Genomic DNA, 16,679 nt, shown 5'->3' with positions numbered 1-16,679 from the left:
CCGACCGGAAGCCCGCCGCAAGCGTTCCGCGCAACGCGTTAACGGCGGCCCGCCCCACTCGCTCGTTGAGGAGCCTCCCGGCCATCACGGGGCTTAATCCGGGCCATACTGATAAAACGGCCTGCAAGGAGGATTCGGTCATGCTGGCAGCGAGCTACCTGAGGGCGACAAGATGGGCCGTACTGACGCTGCTGGCGGCGCTCTGCAGCGCGTGTCTGGTAGTTCCGGTCGGGCTGTTCAACGAGCAGCCATATGGGCCGGAGCTGCTGCAGAAGCTGCACCAGGCCGATCGGAGCCAGGTCCGCCGCCTGCTGGGCGAGCCGTTGCTGACGCGGGCGTCCAACCGCTACTGGTACTTCAGCGACTCCCGCACGCTCGCCGGTGTAATCGGAGGCACAACCGGTACAGCGTTCGAACAATACTTCTGGCTGCTCGTCCATTTCGACGAGCGTGGCCGCGTCGACTTCGCTGAAGCCGCCAAGCTCGACGAATGCCTCAGCAACGGCCAGTGCTTCGATGGGTCGTCTTCCAGCGACGAAACGGTTAGAGCCCGCAATTACCGGCCTGGCAACGACGAATGCGCGGTCTATCTGTACCTGCAGGCGCTGCCAGCGCTACTGAATACCGGTGCCGTGGATTACCGCGTGGATGGCCGCACGGTTGGGCGGGTCAACAAGCACACCTACCTGTTTCTCACCCATCGCCCCGGCCCGATCCGCATCGCCGCCTATGACCTGGCCATCGGCACCGAATGCGAGGCTGGTGACCGGCTGTTCATCCAGGCCGTGAAAAAGCGCGATTTTTCCTGGGAAACCGGCGAAGACCTGGCCCCTGTCTCTCAGCCGGAAGGGGAAGCGGCGATCGCCGTACGTCGCCTGGCCTTGCCGCACTGAACACTGCGCCTCACCACTGGTAGAGCCCGTAGCCGCATACACCCAGACCGAAGCCCATCTGCGCCAGCAGCAGCGCACGGATGGCGAAGGTGTAGCTGATCACCCGGCTCTGCCCCAGCGCATCGGCGGCGAACAGCCGGTAACTCTCGGGATACTCGGCTTCCATCTCCTTGAGTGCGACGATGGTCAGCTCCAGCAGCTGCCGGCTGCGCGCGTCCACCAGCCAGAAGACCTGCGCGAGCAGCATGGTAAAAGCGCCCAGCAGAATCAGCAGCCCCGGCGAGAAGCCGCGCTGCAGCGCCGCCAGTACACCGCCATCGGCAAAGATCGCCAGCACCACGAAGAAGTTGAAGCCACGCAGGCGCTGCTCGGCATTGAGCTTGAAATGCGCCTAGACAAACTCTCGACCATCCACGCGATTGCCCTCTGACGAAACCTGCTGCGGGTGCGATGCCGTGCCGGCGCGGCGACAGCGATCACTCAGATAAGAGCGTCAGCCCCGGCAATAAGTCCCGCTGAACAAGACGTACCGCTCAGGCCGGATCGACCAGATCCTGCCATTCCGCGTGGCGCTCGATGTACTTGGCGAGGAACTCGCATTGCGGCACCACCCGCTTGCCGCAGCGACGCGCATCTTCGAGCGCGGCCTTGCCCAGCCCCTGCCCGGACAGGCTGGGGTCGACCTCGGTATGGGTGAAAACCATCCGCTCGCCCTGCTCGCTGTACTCGGCAAAGCCGAGTGGCTGGCCGTCGACCAGCAACTCATAGCGCTGCTGCGCGGCGGCGTGACGAACGCTGGCTTGTCTATCGCTCATGGCGGACTCCCTCTCGATTAATGGCGGCTAGAGGTACGAGTGAGCACGCCGTATGAGGGTTCAGCTGAGTCGACGAGTCGTAGCGGCGTGCATCACGGGCGCGGTCCACTGACATTAAACGCATGCAGTGAGAACTGCGAGATGGAGCGCCTCGCTCATCCTGAATGCTGCCGGAACTGTGATGCGCCACCCGTCGACTCAGCGAGCACGCGCGTAAGCCGATCAATGTTTTGCTCGTTCGCGGAACCCGCTCTTGCCTTGACCGCTTGCGCGGTTTCCGCATCCTCAAAAACCTGGCTCCAGGTCATGCACGTGCCATCCTCGGCAGGGATGAGCTCGATGGTCAGCGTAAAGTGCGGTGGGCAATCATGCCTGATGACCAGCATTGAATCGGGAACGAGTTCTTCGAACCTGCTCTCATTGCTATAGCTCTTCCCATCAGGCCCATGCATCACAAACTTCCAGCGACCGCCCGGTGCAAACTCGAAGATCTCGAATGTATTGCTGAAACCTTCGGGCCCCCACCATGCAGCGAGCAGATCGGCTGAGGCAAAAGCGCCATATATCTCGGCTGGCGTGTACGGCAGAGTTCTTGCCGTAGTTAACGTTCTGTTTTCACTCATGCGCTGACTCCCGCTGGACGCTGATTTGTGCAGTACAACGATCAAAGCAAGCAGCGTAGTTCGTTTTCGCGAATAGGCGGTCTTCCGGTTTGGCCTCGTTGGGCGCCATAAATCCCGGCGGCGTTTCGCTAACAGCATGCCCCTCCCCGTTGCCCGCACCGGTGGACAAGCAGAGCGTTGTCCACCCTACGCAAACCCCAGCCCGCGCCGCCGACGCTCAATATTTGCGTAGGGTGGAAAACGGCGAAGCCTTTTCCACGCGTCACCTCCAAGCTACCTCGCACCCTCCCTTGGCGGACAAGTTGCAGCGCCTCGCCACCGCCCTCAATCCACCCCGACAAACCCACCCGTCTGGTGCTGCCACAGCCGCGCATAGAGGCCGCCGCGGGCGATCAGCTCGGCATGGGTGCCGGTCTCGATCACCTGGCCGCCATCGATCACCACCAGCCGATCCATACGGGCGATGGTCGACAGCCGGTGGGCGATGGCGATCACCGTCTTGCCTTCCATCAGGGTATCCAGGCTCTCCTGAATCGCCGCCTCGACCTCCGAATCCAGCGCCGAGGTGGCTTCGTCGAGCACCAGGATCGGCGCGTCCTTGAGCAGCACCCGGGCGATGGCGATGCGCTGCCGTTGCCCGCCGGAGAGTTTCACGCCGCGCTCGCCGACCATCGCCTCGAAGCCCAGGCCGCCCTGGCTGTCGTCCAGGGCCTTGATGAATTCGTCGGCGCGGGCTTTACGCGCCGCGGCCCAGAGTTCTTCCTCTGTGGCGTCGGGCTTGCCGTAGCGCAGGTTGTCGCGGATCGAGCGGTGCAGCAGCGAGGTGTCCTGGGTGACCACGCCGACATTGGCGCGCAGGCTTTCCTGGCTGACCTCGGCGACGTTCTGCCCGTCGATGAGGATGCGCCCGCTTTCCAGGTCATAGAGGCGCAGCAGCAGGTTGACCAGCGTCGACTTGCCCGCACCCGATGGCCCGACCAGGCCGATCTTCTCGCCCGGGCGAATGTCGATGCTCAGCCCGCTGATCACCCCGCCCTGCTTGCCATAGTGGAAATGCACATCCTCGAAGCGCACGCCGCCCTGCTCCACCTGCAGCGGCTCGGCGTCCTCGGGGTCGAGCACATCCCGCGGCCGGACGATGCTCTTCATGCCGTCCTGCACGGTGCCGACGTTCTCGAAGATGCCGTTGACCACCCACATGATCCACTCGGCCATGTTGTTGATACGGATCACCAGGCCCAGCGCCAGGGCGATGGCGCCTGTGGTGATCAGCGCCTCGCTCCACAGCCACAGCGCCAGCGCGCCGGTGCCGACGATCAACAGGCCGTTCATGCAGGTGATGAGGAAATCCAGGCTGGTGATCACCCGCGACTGCAGGCGGAACTTGCCGAGCAGCTCCTGCATCGCCTCGCGGGCGTAGCTCTCCTCCTCCCGCGAATGGGCGAACAGCTTGAGCGTGGCGACGTTGCTGTAGCCGTCCACCACCCGCCCCATCACCTTCGAACGCGCCGCGGACGCCGCCGCCGAACGCGCGCGGATACGCGGCACGAAGTACCAGAGCGCGGCGCTGTAGCCGACGATCCACAGCAGCAAGGGCACGATCAGGCGCAGGTCGGCGGCGGCGAACAGATACAGCGCGCTGCCGGCATAGACCACCACATGCCACAGCGCATCGATCACCTGCATGGCCGAATCGCGCAGCGATGGCCCGGTCTGCATGACGCGCTGGGCGATGCGCCCGGCGAAGTCGTTCTGGAAGAAGTTCAGGCTCTGCTTGAGCACGTAGCGGTGGTTCTGCCAGCGAATCAGATTGGTCAGCCCCGGGTTGATCGCCTGATGCGTCAGCAGGTTGTGCAGACCGAACACCAGCGGCCGGATGATCAGCGCCACCGCCGCCATCCACAGCAGTTCGTTGCGGTGCTCGGCGAAGAAGGTCCGCGCGTCATCGGTCGCCTGGGCCATATCGATCAACTGGCCGAGAAAGCTGAACAGCGCCACCTCGATCAGCGCCGCGAAGAAGCCGACCACCAGCACGGCGGTCATCAATGGCCAGACCTGCTTCAGATAATGCGCATAGAAGCGCAGCATCCCGGCCGGCGGCGCGACGTCCGGGCTGGGCTTGAAGACATCGATGAGGTTTTCGAAACGGCGGAACAACATGGCAACGGTCTGCTCTGGCGAGTGGGCGGGCGTTTGGCGTGTAGCGGTCGACAGGCGTAGCCGGCCGATGGAATAGCGCCCTGAGGGGCAGGTGCTGTGTGCGAAGGCGAACCCACATGCTCTGGCACGCGGGTTACAGAACGAGGTTAGCAAGATGGGAGGCGCATGGCGTGCTTAACAACCTCGCCGAAAGCTCTAACTGCAAGGGCTGCCGTCTTCGATGCCTTGGTTGAAAGCTCGCAACACAGCGCACCCATGAAACCCAGCGGCGAGACACCGCGGCATGTTTAGATTGGTGGCGTATTGCCCTGTTGATAATCTCTGTCGCCTTCGCCAGCGAGGCGACCGACCCTGTTGGTCTTGCGGCGAGCCCAGGCACTACCGAATACCTCGAACTGGAATCGACGATGACCGAGGACGCTGTAAAAAATCCAGGTACCACAGGGCTGATCCTCTCGGGCGGCGGCGCGCGTGGGGCCTATCAGGTTGGTGTGCTGTCGGCCATTGCCGATCTGTTGCCTGACCCGGCGGGCAATCCGTTTCCGGTGATCGTCGGCACCTCGGCGGGCGCGATCAATGCCGTCAGCCTTGCCTGTGGCGCCCTGCATTTTCGCGAGGCGGTGCGGCGCTTGAGCAGCGTTTGGCGCAGTTTCCATACCGATCAGGTGTACCGCAGTGACTGGCCGGGCGTGTTGCGCCAGGCCAGCCGTTTCCTCGGTCACAGCATGTTCGGTATCGGCAAGCAGGTGCCCGTTGCGCTGCTCGACAGTTCGCCACTGGCCAGGCTGCTCGAGCGTGAACTGGATTTTTCCGGCATCGCCGCAGCACTGCGCCAACAGCAACTGCGTGCGATAGCGGTGACGGCATTCGGCTACGAGTCGGCCGAAGCGGTGACGTTCTATCAGGGGCATGCGGCCATCGACCCATGGTTGCGCCATCGTCGGGTGGGTGTGCCGACCCGCCTGGGAATACCCCATTTGCTGGCCAGCACTGCCATCCCGCTGCTCTTCGAGCCGGTAAAGATCAACCGCGAGTATTTCGGCGATGGCGCGGTACGCCAGACCGCACCGATCAGCCCTGCCCTGCACCTGGGCGCCACACGTGTGCTGGTGGTCGGGGTCAGTGGCAACCCGGTGGATGACCAGAGCGAGATCGCTCCAACACCGAGGCCGACCGGCGCCAGCCCCAGCCTGGCGCAAATCTCCGGGCACATGCTCAACAGCACCTTCATCGACAACGTCGAGACTGACATCGAGCTGCTGGAACGCCTCAACCAGCTGGGGCGACTGGTGCCTGCCGAACAACGCAAGCGCGCCTACGGCCTGACGCCCGTCGAGGTGCTGGTGATTTCCCCCAGCCAGCCGCTGGACAGGATCGCCGCCCGCCATCGGCGAGAGCTGCCCGCCGCCATGCGCCTGTTCCTGCGCGGCCCTGGCGGCACGCGCGAAGGCGGCGGCGGGCTGTTGAGTTACCTGTTGTTCGAACCCGGCTACTGCAGTGAACTGATCGAACTGGGTTATCAGGATGCCATGGCCAAGCAAGCCGAGCTCAGGGCCTTTCTCAGGCTCGAAAAGCCAGAGCAGCGGAGCCAGCAGCTCTCGCCAAACGCACAGAGCGTCTTCAGCGGTTAGCAGTAAGCAAGTACCGGATTTCGCGTGGACAAGCGAAGCGTTGTCCACCCTACGCCACCAACCCCGCCTACTCCGCCAAGGCCCGGGCACGGGCATGGGCATGGGCATGGGTATGGGTAGGGTGGAAAACGGCGAAGCCTTTTCCACGCGTCAGGTCCAGGCTACCTCGCTGCTCGAAGGGCCCGGCGTGCCCCAAGCCTGGACTGGCCGAAGGCGTAATCCGAATTTTGGCGGGCTGCGCGGCTACCGAAACATCCCTTCGGTAACCGACGAAAGCGCGGCCGCTACCCCTTCGGAATCGATTCCCGCCGCAGATACGGCAGCATATGCGCCACGTAATCCGCCTTGCCGAGATTGATCCCTTCGCTACGCAGGATCGAATACGCGGTCATCACATGGAAATAGAACTGCGCCAGTGTCCAGTCACGGGCGTACTGCTCCGCGGTCAGGTCGAAAATCATCCCGTTTGCCAGCTCATGGGCGATTGGCTTGTCCGCGTCCATATCCAGCGCATCGGCGGCGAGGCCGTCGAGCAACGCCACCGTCTCATCGATCGGGGCATAGGCATCAGCCAGCGTGCCCGGCCGCTCACCCGCATGCCGCCCCTCGTCCAGCAGCTCGTTGATCGCAGCCGGGAATGCCTCGCCTCTCAGCCGGCAAACGGCCTCCCGCGCGTGCACGCAGGCAAAGCGCACCTGAGTCGACAGCGGAAACATATCCGGCGCCAGCCGCGCGGATAACAACGCCTGCGCCTCAGCTTCCGGTAGCTGGGCCTGCGCCTTCTTTATTCAATCAGTAGTGTTAGTTCTAGCCAGTTATCTGCGTATGCGTGCTCACTGGTGGCCATACTGTTTCTCGCGTTTGGATAACGGGACGGGTTTAGCCTGTCCCAGACAGCGAAGCGAGTGGCTTGGACCGCTAGTTAGGGGAAAAGCAACTTGAGTAATACAGACAAATAACTGTAGCCAGCGACCAGAACCAAACTGAGGCTACCTAGAAGGTACGGACTGAATTTGTAGTTGCTCAGAAAGTTTTCTTCAGAGAATTTTATTATTTCTCTTGCTCTTTCGTCTTTATCTTGCCTCAGCCTTAGCTCTTGCAGTTTTCTAGAAAACGATGGTCTGGCGTAAGCCATTAGGGAAATCCACATGGCGATTGATATTGCGCAGCCAATAAGATTTATATATTCGGGTAGCGAGGCGCAAGCTAGTGCAAAAGCTAAAGATGGTGCCCCAACGGCTATGTTTAAAATATCACTCCAACTATTTAGCTCTTGTTCGATGGTTTTCAGTTCATCCATCATTTTTTCCTACCGTTTGGTTAAGGGGCGGCCAATTGCGGACGTCCCAGCGAGCGGAGCGAGCGATTTGAACGCATTGTTAGGTCGTTACTTTTTTTTGGCTGCTGCGAGTATGAGTCCGCCAATTACAGTGGTGGCAAGAGTTAGTGCTGATTTACCAATTACTTTAAGTCCGTCTGAAACTGTTTCCGTGCATGATGGGCATAGCTCGTGATCGTAGACCTGCGTTCCTTTTGCATAGTCATGGCAGCCCGGGGAACGACACAGAAATATGAACTCATTGCACTCAGGACATTGGCATTTGTCCCGCCGAACTTTGTTGTCTTCGACTAAAACTGCTGCCACGTTTTTTGTGCAAAACGGGCAGGTTCCTTTCTGCTTTGTTTTTTGATCTGAAGATATCGATTCCATTGTTCAATCCTGGGGAAAAGGAGACAGATTTATTTTCGGTGCTTTAGAGCCATAGATACCCATACTCTGAAGGCTGGCGAGCTCCTTGACCTTCAGAACGAGGATGCCGCGCGGCGGATGCAGCACCGCAAAGTCGGGATAGCGCGCCTTGGGGCCGACCGGGACGTTGCTCCAGCAGAAGTAATCATCTTCCAGCAGCTTTTCCAGCCGCTCGGCAAGGCGCCGCTCGCCGGGTGTGTCGAACAGGCATTGCGAGCGGACAGGGAAAAAGCGCGCCATCTGTACCTTCCTTGGTAGCGGGCCGGTGCAGATGGTGCGTCGCAGCGGAACCGTGATCGAGTGCGCAGTTGCTGCGCGTGCTGGCACATTAGCCACTGCTTCCGTATGGGTAAAGCAGACGATGGATTAATCCCTCAGTTTTCACACTGTCGCCTGACGCGCGGTCACTCGCGCCGTATGCACTTTCCGCCCACCTACCCTGTCCACCCCTGCATAGGTCAGTTATGGAGGTGCTCGTGGAAGGCATGTTTTTCAGCAACGGAACGACATTGATACGCACTCTGGTGGTGGGCGTGCTGGCCTATATCAGCCTGGTATTGTTGTTGCGCCTGTCCGGGCGGCTGACGTTGTCGAAGATGAATGCGTTCGATCTGGTGGTGACGGTGGCGCTGGGTTCGACGTTCGCGACGATTCTGCTCAATCGCGATGTGTCGCTGGCCGAGGGGGTGCTGGCCTTGGCGCTGTTGATCGGACTGCAGTATGTGGTCACCTGGTCCAGCGTGCGGGTGGCGTGGGTGCGGCGGACGGTGACGGGCGAGCCGGCGCTGCTGTTCTTTCGCGGGCGTTTTCTCGACGATGCCATGCGCGTGGCGCGGGTGACCGAGGATGAGGTGCGGGCCGCCGCGCGCAGTCAGGGGCTGGCCGCGCTGGATGGCATCGAAGCGGTGGTGCTGGAGACCGATGGCAGTTTCAGCGTGATCGCCGATGGTGCCGGCGACAGCCGTTCCACGCTGGACGGGGTGAATGTGCCGGGGCCGAATGAAAAGGGCGTTTGAGGTCGTGGCAGGATTCGGCGGCGACTGATCGACAGGCCAGCCGCCGGGCGTCCTCACCTGAACAACCCCGATCCGGTTGCTGCCACGCGGCCGTGCCGCCAGACTCGTTTTCCCCCGCCAAGCCTTCGATGCGATTTCCACCGATGAAAACCAACCTCGACGAAATGCTCGCCTTTGTCAGCGTGGTCGACAGTGGCTCGATCAGCGCCGCGGCCGCGCAGCTGGAACAGACCGCCTCGGGCGTCAGCCGGGCGTTGAGTCGGCTGGAAGACAAGCTGGCGGTGACGCTGTTGCGGCGTACCACGCGCCGCCTCGAGCTGACCGAGGAGGGCGCGGCATTTCTCGTCCAGGCGCGGCGCATTCTGGCCAGCGTCGAGGAAGCCGAGGAGCAGATGGCGCTGCGGCGGCAGGCGCCGGCGGGGCGCTTGCGGGTCAATACCGCGTCGCCGTTCATGCTGCATGTGATCGTGCCGCTGATCGGCGATTTCCGTGCACGCTACCCGCTGATCGAGCTGGAGCTGCACAGCGATGACCGCATCGTCGATTTGCTGGAGCGGCGCATCGATCTGGCCATCCGCATCGGCCCGCTGCCGGATTCCAGCCTGCATGCACGGCCGCTGTGTCACACCATGCGCCGGGTGCTGGCGAGCCCGGCCTATCTGGCGCGGCATGGCACGCCGCAGCAGGTCGAGGAGCTGGCGGAGCACAGCCTGATCGGCTTTACCGAGCCGGATCGCCTCAACGACTGGCCGCTGCGCCATGCGCTGGGCGAGAGCTGGCGAATCAACCCGGCGCTGCGTGCTTCCAGCGGCGATACGGTGCGCGAGCTGGCGCTGGCCGGCGAGGGGCTGGCGTGCCTGTCCGATTTCATGACCGGCCGGGATCGCCAGCGCGGCGAGCTGGTCGAGGTGCTGGCGGCGCAGCGGGTCGACGTGCGCCAGCCGATCAACGCCGTGTACTACCGCAACAGCGCGCTGGCCTCGCGCATCACCTGCTTTCTGGATTATCTGAGTGAGCGCCTTGGGGCTGGCGCCTCGCACGACTGAGTACGGCGATTGATGCCTGGGCAACCACTGCTGTGCTGCCGGCTGGAAGCAAAACGGCCCTGCCCATCGGTTCTCCGATGAGCAGGGCCGCACGCTGCTGTTTCTTGAGGAGCGTCGTTTACTGCCCCAGCAGACCTGCGTTTTGCGCCGAGCCGAAGGCGAAGCCCATGAACTCCGGCACGCTCATTTCGCGGCCGTTGAAGGTCACCTTGTCGTTGGCGTAGTGCAGCGAACTGACCAGGCGTTCGCCTTCCAGACGCGACCAGCCGGTGTCCAGCGCGATGCCGCTGAAGAGCTCGGTGGCGGCGTCGGTTTCCTGCTGCAGCGCCACCGGATCGAGCTGACCGTCACGCGCGTTGTTCTGCGCGACCAGCCCGGCAATGTCGCGCACCAGGTTCTTGTCGATGCCGGCGTCGGCCTTGAGCGAGGCGAGCATGCTGGTGATCATCGCGTCCGGGGTGAAGGCTTCTGCGCTCGGCGATTGCAGATCGAGCACGATGGACAGGCGGGCGGCGCCGTGGGCGGTTTCGAAGCCGAACTCGTCGAGGGCCAGGGTGGGTTTGTGTTCGAGCAGCTGCAGGGCGCGGGTCTGCAGTTCCTGCTGCTGGGCGCGGGTGATACCGGCCAGGGATTCCTGCGGGGTGGCTCCGCTGTCGAGGATTTCCCGGTAGCTGGTGACCAGTGCCTTGAGGCTGTTTTCCTCGAGGTTGCGCAGGCTGAAGGCCAGGGCGAGGTTGCGCAAACTCTGGCCTTTGGCGGTCACTTCACCCACCCGGTAGGCGATGCTCTGGTCGAGGCCGCGGCTGCCACGGCTCAGCTTTTCGTCGACCGAGGCGTTCTGCAGAACCACGGCGGGTTCGTCGCCCAGCTGGATTTCCATGCGTGCGAGATTGAAGGCCGAAGGGCCAAAGCCGATGCCATTGGCATAGTCCTGCTTGTCGGCAGTCAGGTCGATGCCGCGCAGGCTGATGCGCACCGGCTGGCCACTGTCGCTGCGTTGCAGGTCGAGATCGACCTCAGCCAGCTGACCATCCATGCGCACGTCGCTGCCGTCTTCGCTCGCCTCGAAGCTGATGGTGCCGGGCGCAACGCGAACGCTGCCGTCTTCGCTCTTGAGATCGAAGGCGGCCGAGCGCAGGTCGCCGTACTGGCGACCGTCGTAGCCGATGGTGACATCACCCACCAGCGGGACTGCGCCGGCGGCGGCATCGAACAGGTTCTGCGTCAGCGGGGTGCGTTCGAGTTCGAAGTGGCTCTGCGCGGCGACCGGCATCAGCTGGCCGCGGGCCAGGCGCGAGACGGGGAAGGGGCCGTGTTCGAGGCGATCGTTCAGCAGCAGGCTGTACTGACGGTCGTTGCCTTCGTCATCCGGAATGTTGAAGTCGATCTGGTAGCGCGCGGCGCTGGAGAGCAGGCCGCGCTCGAAGCTGAGCAGGGCGATGCTGACATCGGCTCCGGGGCCGGCGCTCATTTCGCGCAACTTGGTGTTGGCCTGGTCGACGGCATCACGGGCGGTCGATTCGACCTGGGTGCTGGTGTAGACGGTGGCGGCCCCGAAAAGGGCCAGAGGTACGGCAACGGCGAGTGCGAGCTTTTTCATGTGAGCATCCTGTGCGGCGGCTGGGCAGACGTCCTGTCAGCCGGTAGTTGGCAAGCGGCGGCACTCTAGCAGCGCGTAACGACAGGCTCCAGCGCGCCGGGGCGCAGGATGGGAAGGGTGAGAACGTGACAACAGATTCGGGCGGGACGGCGCCTGCTGCGCCTTCGCCGCCCTGCCTGCGTGGTTAATGCATGTTGTCCGATTTCGGCATGGGTATCGCCACGCTGCTTTCCACACTGCCGGCCTCGGCGTTGCCTTCCTTGTAGAAGGGCTCCATTTCCTCGCGAGCCTGTTGCCAATGCTCGCTTTCCTTGCCGTCCGGCTGGCCTTCGGCTTGCCAGATCTCATAGGCGCGCTGGCGGATGCGTTCGTCGACGTTCATGTGACAACCTCCTGGGGACGGGCTCGCGAACGCGAGCCGCTAAGCAGTGGAAAGGGTGGCGCAGAGGAGGTTCCGGCGGGGCGACGAGCGCGCTTGGCCAAAACGTCGCAGGCTGGATAACGCCGCGCATGGAACCGCCGCCGCTGGTGCGGTCTTAGCTCTGGATAAATGGCGCCAACTGGCGTTTCATTCGCTTCGCGCTGCGCCCGCCAGGGCCGGCGTACCGCCTTTTCGCACAGGATTGACCGATGAGTATCGCCGCCAACGCAGGACGCCTGCCCGACCCGCACACCCTGACCCACCTGCCGCGCCTGGTGGCGCGCTACTACAGCGACCGGCCGGACCCGTCCGACCCGGCGCAGCAGGTGGCGTTCGGCACCTCCGGGCACCGCGGCTCCTCGCTCAAGGGCAGCTTCAACGAGTGGCACATCCTCGCCACCACCCAGGCGATCTGCGATTACCGCCGCCAGGAAGGCATCGACGGCCCGCTGTTCATGGGCATGGATACCCATGCGCTGTCCGAACCGGCATTCATCTCGGCGCTGGAAGTGCTGGCGGCCAACGGCATCGAGACGCGCATCGACGCCGGTTGCGCAGAAACCGGCGGCGAGCCGGGCTACACGCCAACCCCGGCGATCTCCAACGCGATCCTCAGCTACAACCGCGGCCGCACCAGCGGGCTGGCCGATGGCATCGTCATCACGCCGTCGCACAACCCGCCGGGCGATGGCGGCTTCAAGTACAACCCCACCAATGGCGGCCCGGCCGATACCGGCGTGACCAAGTGGATTCAGGAGCGCGCCAACGCGCTGCTGGTCGCCGGGCTCGAGGGCGTCAAGCGCATGGACTACCGCCAGGCGCTGAAGGCGACGACCACCCAGCGCTTCGATTTCATCGACGCCTATGTTGGCGGGCTGGAGCGGGTGATCGACCTCGACGCCATCCGCGGTTCGGGCCTGAAGTTCGCCGTCGACCCGCTGGGCGGCGCCGGTGTGCACTACTGGCCGCGCATCGCTGAGCGCTTCGGCCTGCCGCTGGAGGTGCTGTCCACGGTGGTCGACCCGACCTTCCGCTTCATGCGCCTGGACTGGGACGGCAAGATCCGCATGGACTGCAGCTCGCCGCACGCCATGGCCGGGCTGATCGAGAACAAGGACCGCTTCGACGTGGCCTTCGCCTGCGACACCGACCACGACCGCCACGGCATCGTCACCCGCTCCGGCGGGCTGATGAACCCCAACCATTACCTGGCGGTGGCCATCGAATACCTGTTCACCCATCGCCCGGGCTGGAGTGCCGAGGCCGGCATCGGCAAGACGCTGGTGTCCTCGTCGATGATCGACCGCGTCGCCGCCGGCATCGAGCGTCGCCTGGTGGAAGTGCCGGTGGGCTTCAAGTGGTTCGTCGACGGCCTGATGGACGGCAGCCTGGGCTTCGGCGGCGAGGAATCGGCCGGTGCTTCGTTCCTCGACAAGCAGGGCGGCGCCTGGTCCACCGACAAGGACGGGCTGATCCTCGGCCTGCTCGCGGCGGAAATCACCGCGGTCACCGGCAAGGACCCGAGCGAGCGCTACCAGGCGCTGACCGACCGCTTCGGCGCGCCGGTGTACCAGCGCATCGACGCCGCCGCCAACCGCGAGCAGAAGGCGCGTCTGGGCAAGCTCTCCGCGTCGCAGGTCTCGGCGAAGGAGCTGGCCGGCCAGCCAATCACGCGCATCCTCACCGAGGCACCGGGCAACGGCGCGGCCATCGGCGGGCTGAAGGTGGAAACGGCGAACGGCTGGTTCGCCGCACGGCCATCCGGCACCGAGGACGTCTACAAGATCTACGCCGAGAGCTTCGAAGGCGAAGCGCACCTCAAGCGCATCCAGGCCGAGGCCAAGGCGCTGGTGGATTCGGTACTGGCGGGCTGATCAGCCGCGGTCGCAATCAGGGCGAGTTCGTGCCAGCGGGCTCGCCCAGCGCCTTTTCCACCTCGAGCTCCAGCGCATACGCCGGCTGCTCCACGGCGCGGTAATCCAGCGTATAGCGCCGGGCGAACTCGGCGACGCCCCAATCCAGATACTGTTCGACGTGCTTGAGCTCATGGGCCCAGAGCGCGACGTTGTCCTGCGCGTCGCTGGCGTGGCGGAAGACGATGACGTCGATCAGGGTGACGGCGTTGACGTCCGGGTTGCGCAGCAGAGTGTTGCCGGCATTCAGCGCCACCTCGTCGCCGACGCGGTAGTGCGCGCTCTCCAGCACGGCGAGATCGAAAAAGGCTTCGAGCTGCGAGCGGATATGCAGCGGCATCGGCTCGACACCGCCGACCACCAGCCGATCGCGCGACTGCTGGATCCAGTTCTGCAGCGCCAGCGCCGTCATGCGTTGCACGCGCTCATACACGGCCTGGGTATCGCTTGCCGAACCGGGCACGCAGAGGCAGTTGCCAGCCAGGCAGATCGGTTGCTGGCCGGGCGGGCAGGCGATCTGCGCCAGAGCCGGAGCGCCGGCCCATGCCAAGCATGCGAGCAACAGAGTAAGACGGCGAAGAAGCGGGGTGAACGACACGCGAAATCCTCGAAGGCGAGGGCGAGCCCCGGGCCGGTGCGCACTATAGCCGTGCGCCCGGGGCTCGCGAAGAGGACCTTCAGATCACCGGCGACGCGGCGCTCACCACGCGCAGGGCCAGGCCTTCGTAGGGGTCGAGGTTGAAGGTCAGCTCGCAGTTTTCGGTGAGGTCGCCTTCCACCCGCTCGTGGATGATGTCCACCACCGGGCCGGGTGCGACGCCGGGCAGGCAGACGGTTTCGCTGATGGTCTCGGCACTGAAGTTCAGCGCGGTGATCTGCACGCCTTTGCCGGCCGGCAGTTCGTGAACCATGATCAGCAAGCCCGGCGCCTGCACGTCCGGAACCAGGATCTGCTTGCTCGCGGCGATATCGTAAGCCTGACGCACGCTAAGGATGCGCTTGAGCTGGCAGGCGAAGGAGCCGGTGTCCTGCAGCTGCTGCACCAGGCTGCCATACAGCGCGCGGGCTTTCGGCAGGCCTTCGGCGGACACGGCGGTGTCCGGTGCAAGCTCGGCGAGGTCGTAGGCGCCACGGTTGATCCAGCGCGTGTCGCCGTCGCCCATCAGATGCTCGACCTGTTCGGCTGGCAGCGGCAGGGCGCCGACCAGATCCCAGCCGGAGAGGGCGAACACGCCGGGCTGCATGGCATTGAACATCACCAGCAAGATATGCAGACGCTGGATCTGCTGGACCTCGGCCGGGCCGATGGCGTCCAGATCGCGGATGTTCAGCGCCGCCGCTATCACGCTGGCGGTGGTGCAGGCCACGCCGTTGGTGACGAACTTGAGGTTGTAGGGCGCGTGCTCGCCGGTCAGCCGCTCGTACAGCTCCTCGCGGATCAGCTCGCGCAGATGCCCGCCGGGCAGGGTCTGGCCCTTGTAGTGGTAATGGTCGTAGGCGTGCAGGGTCCAGAAATGCACCAGCTCCAGGGTCAGCTCGTCGTGGTTCTGCAGCGCATGGATCAGCGAGGCCGGGTCGATGCCGAAGGCGTGCACCTCGCGCAGCATCATGCGCAGAAACTCGGTGTCGCCGGTGAGCAGCGCGTGGTGGTAGGCCGGGCGGGTGATGAAGTCGTAGGACAGGTCGGCGCCGCCGTGGGACATGGCGGCGATATCGTCGATGGTCAGGTTCAGTTCCTGGAAACTGAAACCGCCGGCCTTGCGGATCGCCCCGGCGAGCAGCTGGTTGCCGGTGACCGACAGCGGATGGCCTTCGGACCAGGCGGTGCCCTCGGCACGCCGCTCGACACCGAGAAAGCCGTTGGCATCCAGGCGCAGCACGCGGGCACCGGCCACGTCGATGGCGTGCAGGGCATCGCCGATGATCAGCTGCTGCGCGGCGAAGGTCGGGTCGAGCCAGTTCAGTGACGGCTGGCCTTCCTTGAAGTAGTGCAGGTAGACCCAGCGCCTCACCTTGCCGTCGACCCCGGTGATTTCGCCGGTGACGCTCCAATCGGTGTCCTTGATCCCGGGTTCGAAGAAGATCACCCGCTGCAGCTGGCCGACGATGTAGTGCTTTTCCTTCAGCCGGTCGACCACCGGCGGCTCCAGGTTGACCGCGTCGCGCTCCGGCGGGACCTCGGGCAGCAGCTCCCAGTCCTCCTCGCGGATCTCGACCATGTGGTAGAGCCCGGGGTAGTCGCCGTAGGCCATCTCGGCGAGGCGGAAATCGGCGCCTTTGCCGGTGTGCGCCGGGACGATGTCGTCGATGACGATGGCGTTGTGCGCGGCGGCGACCCGGCTGAGCTGGAGCATCTGCTCCTCGGTGCCCAAGGCCGGGTCGATATCGAAGCTGATGCGGTCGAAGTTGCCGTCGATGGTCGGCGTGAATTCGCGCCCGCGCAGGCCGCCGGAGCGCTTCATCGGGCCGTTGTGAATGCCTTGCACACCCAGTTCGGAGAGCGCGCTCCACAGCCGGTCGTCACCCAGCGCTTCGAGCACCGAGCTGCCCTCGGGGGTGATGATGGCGGCGGGGTAGGCGGTAAACCACACCGAGGCGATGGCACTGGCATCGCGCGGCCGCGCCTGGGCATAGGGCCGCTGCCAGAGCCGCGCCTGGCCGGCGTAGAGGCGCGCGCGTTCGCGGGCCGCATGCAACATGGACTGCTCGACCAGCCACTGGATATAGCTATTGTCTGGGGTGCTCATTCGACGTCGGTTCCCGCTGTGCTAAGGGAAATGTAGTCGTTTGAGTCGGCCGCTCGGCCATCGT

16 protein-coding genes are annotated in these 16,679 nt (G+C 64.2%); 5 read left to right on the top strand and 11 right to left on the bottom strand.

Annotation, left to right across the window (positions count from 1 at the left end; all coding sequences use genetic code 11):
* Positions 1-140: 140 nt before the first annotated feature.
* A complete protein-coding gene (locus tag PSEST_RS00260) occupies positions 141-893 on the top strand; it encodes a hypothetical protein (RefSeq protein WP_015275079.1) in 753 nt (250 codons plus the stop codon).
* Between the two features lie 10 nt (positions 894-903).
* On the opposite strand, the gene PSEST_RS00255 is transcribed toward PSEST_RS00260, so the two are convergent.
* From PSEST_RS00255 to PSEST_RS00240, 4 genes are all read right to left on the bottom strand, one after another.
* Positions 904-1,233, bottom strand: a complete 330-nt coding sequence (locus tag PSEST_RS00255; RefSeq protein WP_015275078.1) for a hypothetical protein — start codon at positions 1,231-1,233, stop codon at positions 904-906.
* Positions 1,234-1,426: 193 nt separating this feature from the next.
* On the bottom strand, positions 1,427-1,708 hold the full coding sequence (locus tag PSEST_RS00250) for a GNAT family N-acetyltransferase (protein WP_015275077.1): 282 nt from the start codon (positions 1,706-1,708) through the stop codon (positions 1,427-1,429).
* A gap of 155 nt (positions 1,709-1,863) precedes the next feature.
* Positions 1,864-2,331 carry an SRPBCC domain-containing protein gene (locus PSEST_RS00245; protein ID WP_041756382.1) on the bottom strand — a complete coding sequence of 156 codons (468 nt, stop codon included), beginning with the start codon at positions 2,329-2,331 and terminating at the stop codon, positions 1,864-1,866.
* Between the two features lie 324 nt (positions 2,332-2,655).
* On the bottom strand, positions 2,656-4,491 hold the full coding sequence (locus tag PSEST_RS00240) for an ABC transporter ATP-binding protein (protein ID WP_015275075.1): 1,836 nt from the start codon (positions 4,489-4,491) through the stop codon (positions 2,656-2,658).
* Positions 4,492-4,898: 407 nt separating this feature from the next.
* Here PSEST_RS00240 and PSEST_RS00235 point away from each other — a divergent pair, with 407 nt between their 5' ends.
* A complete protein-coding gene (locus tag PSEST_RS00235; protein ID WP_015275074.1) occupies positions 4,899-6,122 on the top strand; it encodes a patatin-like phospholipase family protein in 1,224 nt (407 codons plus the stop codon).
* Between the two features lie 284 nt (positions 6,123-6,406).
* Here the strand turns inward: PSEST_RS00235 and PSEST_RS00230 are convergent, their stop codons facing one another.
* The 3 genes from PSEST_RS00230 to PSEST_RS00225 all read right to left on the bottom strand — a co-directional run bounded on the left by PSEST_RS00230 (position 6,407) and on the right by PSEST_RS00225 (position 8,112).
* Positions 6,407-6,910 (bottom strand): DUF1993 family protein, encoded by a 504-nt coding sequence (locus PSEST_RS00230; protein ID WP_080602161.1) that lies wholly within the window; start codon positions 6,908-6,910, stop codon positions 6,407-6,409.
* A gap of 134 nt (positions 6,911-7,044) precedes the next feature.
* Positions 7,045-7,422, bottom strand: coding sequence for a hypothetical protein (locus tag PSEST_RS21995; RefSeq protein WP_015275072.1), 378 nt, complete (start codon positions 7,420-7,422; stop codon positions 7,045-7,047).
* Positions 7,423-7,836: 414 nt separating this feature from the next.
* Complete coding sequence (locus PSEST_RS00225; RefSeq protein ID WP_015275071.1) at positions 7,837-8,112, bottom strand: NERD domain-containing protein; 276 nt, start codon at positions 8,110-8,112, stop codon at positions 7,837-7,839.
* A 236-nt stretch (positions 8,113-8,348) separates the two neighbouring features.
* Here PSEST_RS00225 and PSEST_RS00220 point away from each other — a divergent pair, with 236 nt between their 5' ends.
* Complete coding sequence (locus PSEST_RS00220) at positions 8,349-8,888, top strand: DUF421 domain-containing protein (protein ID WP_041756848.1); 540 nt, start codon at positions 8,349-8,351, stop codon at positions 8,886-8,888.
* Between the two features lie 143 nt (positions 8,889-9,031).
* On the top strand, positions 9,032-9,934 hold the full coding sequence (locus PSEST_RS00215) for a LysR substrate-binding domain-containing protein (protein WP_015275069.1): 903 nt from the start codon (positions 9,032-9,034) through the stop codon (positions 9,932-9,934).
* A 118-nt stretch (positions 9,935-10,052) separates the two neighbouring features.
* On the opposite strand, the gene PSEST_RS00210 is transcribed toward PSEST_RS00215, so the two are convergent.
* On the bottom strand, positions 10,053-11,534 hold the full coding sequence (locus PSEST_RS00210) for a YdgA family protein (protein ID WP_015275068.1): 1,482 nt from the start codon (positions 11,532-11,534) through the stop codon (positions 10,053-10,055).
* Between the two features lie 184 nt (positions 11,535-11,718).
* The gene (locus tag PSEST_RS00205) at positions 11,719-11,916 is read right to left on the bottom strand and encodes a DUF2934 domain-containing protein (RefSeq protein WP_015275067.1); all 198 of its coding nucleotides are present in this window, start codon (positions 11,914-11,916) and stop codon (positions 11,719-11,721) included.
* Between the two features lie 248 nt (positions 11,917-12,164).
* Between PSEST_RS00205 and pgm the strand changes: the two genes are divergently transcribed.
* Positions 12,165-13,829, top strand: a complete 1,665-nt coding sequence (pgm, locus tag PSEST_RS00200; protein ID WP_015275066.1) for a phosphoglucomutase (alpha-D-glucose-1,6-bisphosphate-dependent) — start codon at positions 12,165-12,167, stop codon at positions 13,827-13,829.
* A 16-nt stretch (positions 13,830-13,845) separates the two neighbouring features.
* Here pgm and PSEST_RS00195 read toward each other — a convergent pair whose 3' ends face one another.
* Positions 13,846-14,466: a DUF4157 domain-containing protein gene (locus PSEST_RS00195; RefSeq protein WP_015275065.1), complete on the bottom strand. Its 621-nt coding sequence runs from the start codon at positions 14,464-14,466 to the stop codon at positions 13,846-13,848.
* Between the two features lie 79 nt (positions 14,467-14,545).
* Positions 14,546-16,615, bottom strand: coding sequence for a maltose alpha-D-glucosyltransferase (treS, locus tag PSEST_RS00190; RefSeq protein WP_015275064.1), 2,070 nt, complete (start codon positions 16,613-16,615; stop codon positions 14,546-14,548).
* Positions 16,616-16,679 lie beyond the last annotated feature (64 nt).

Source organism: Stutzerimonas stutzeri RCH2 (genome assembly GCF_000327065.1).
GTDB lineage: Bacteria > Pseudomonadota > Gammaproteobacteria > Pseudomonadales > Pseudomonadaceae > Stutzerimonas > Stutzerimonas stutzeri_AE.
The sequence above is the reverse complement of the archived record's forward strand: the minus strand, read 5'-3'. Positions and strand labels throughout refer to the sequence as shown.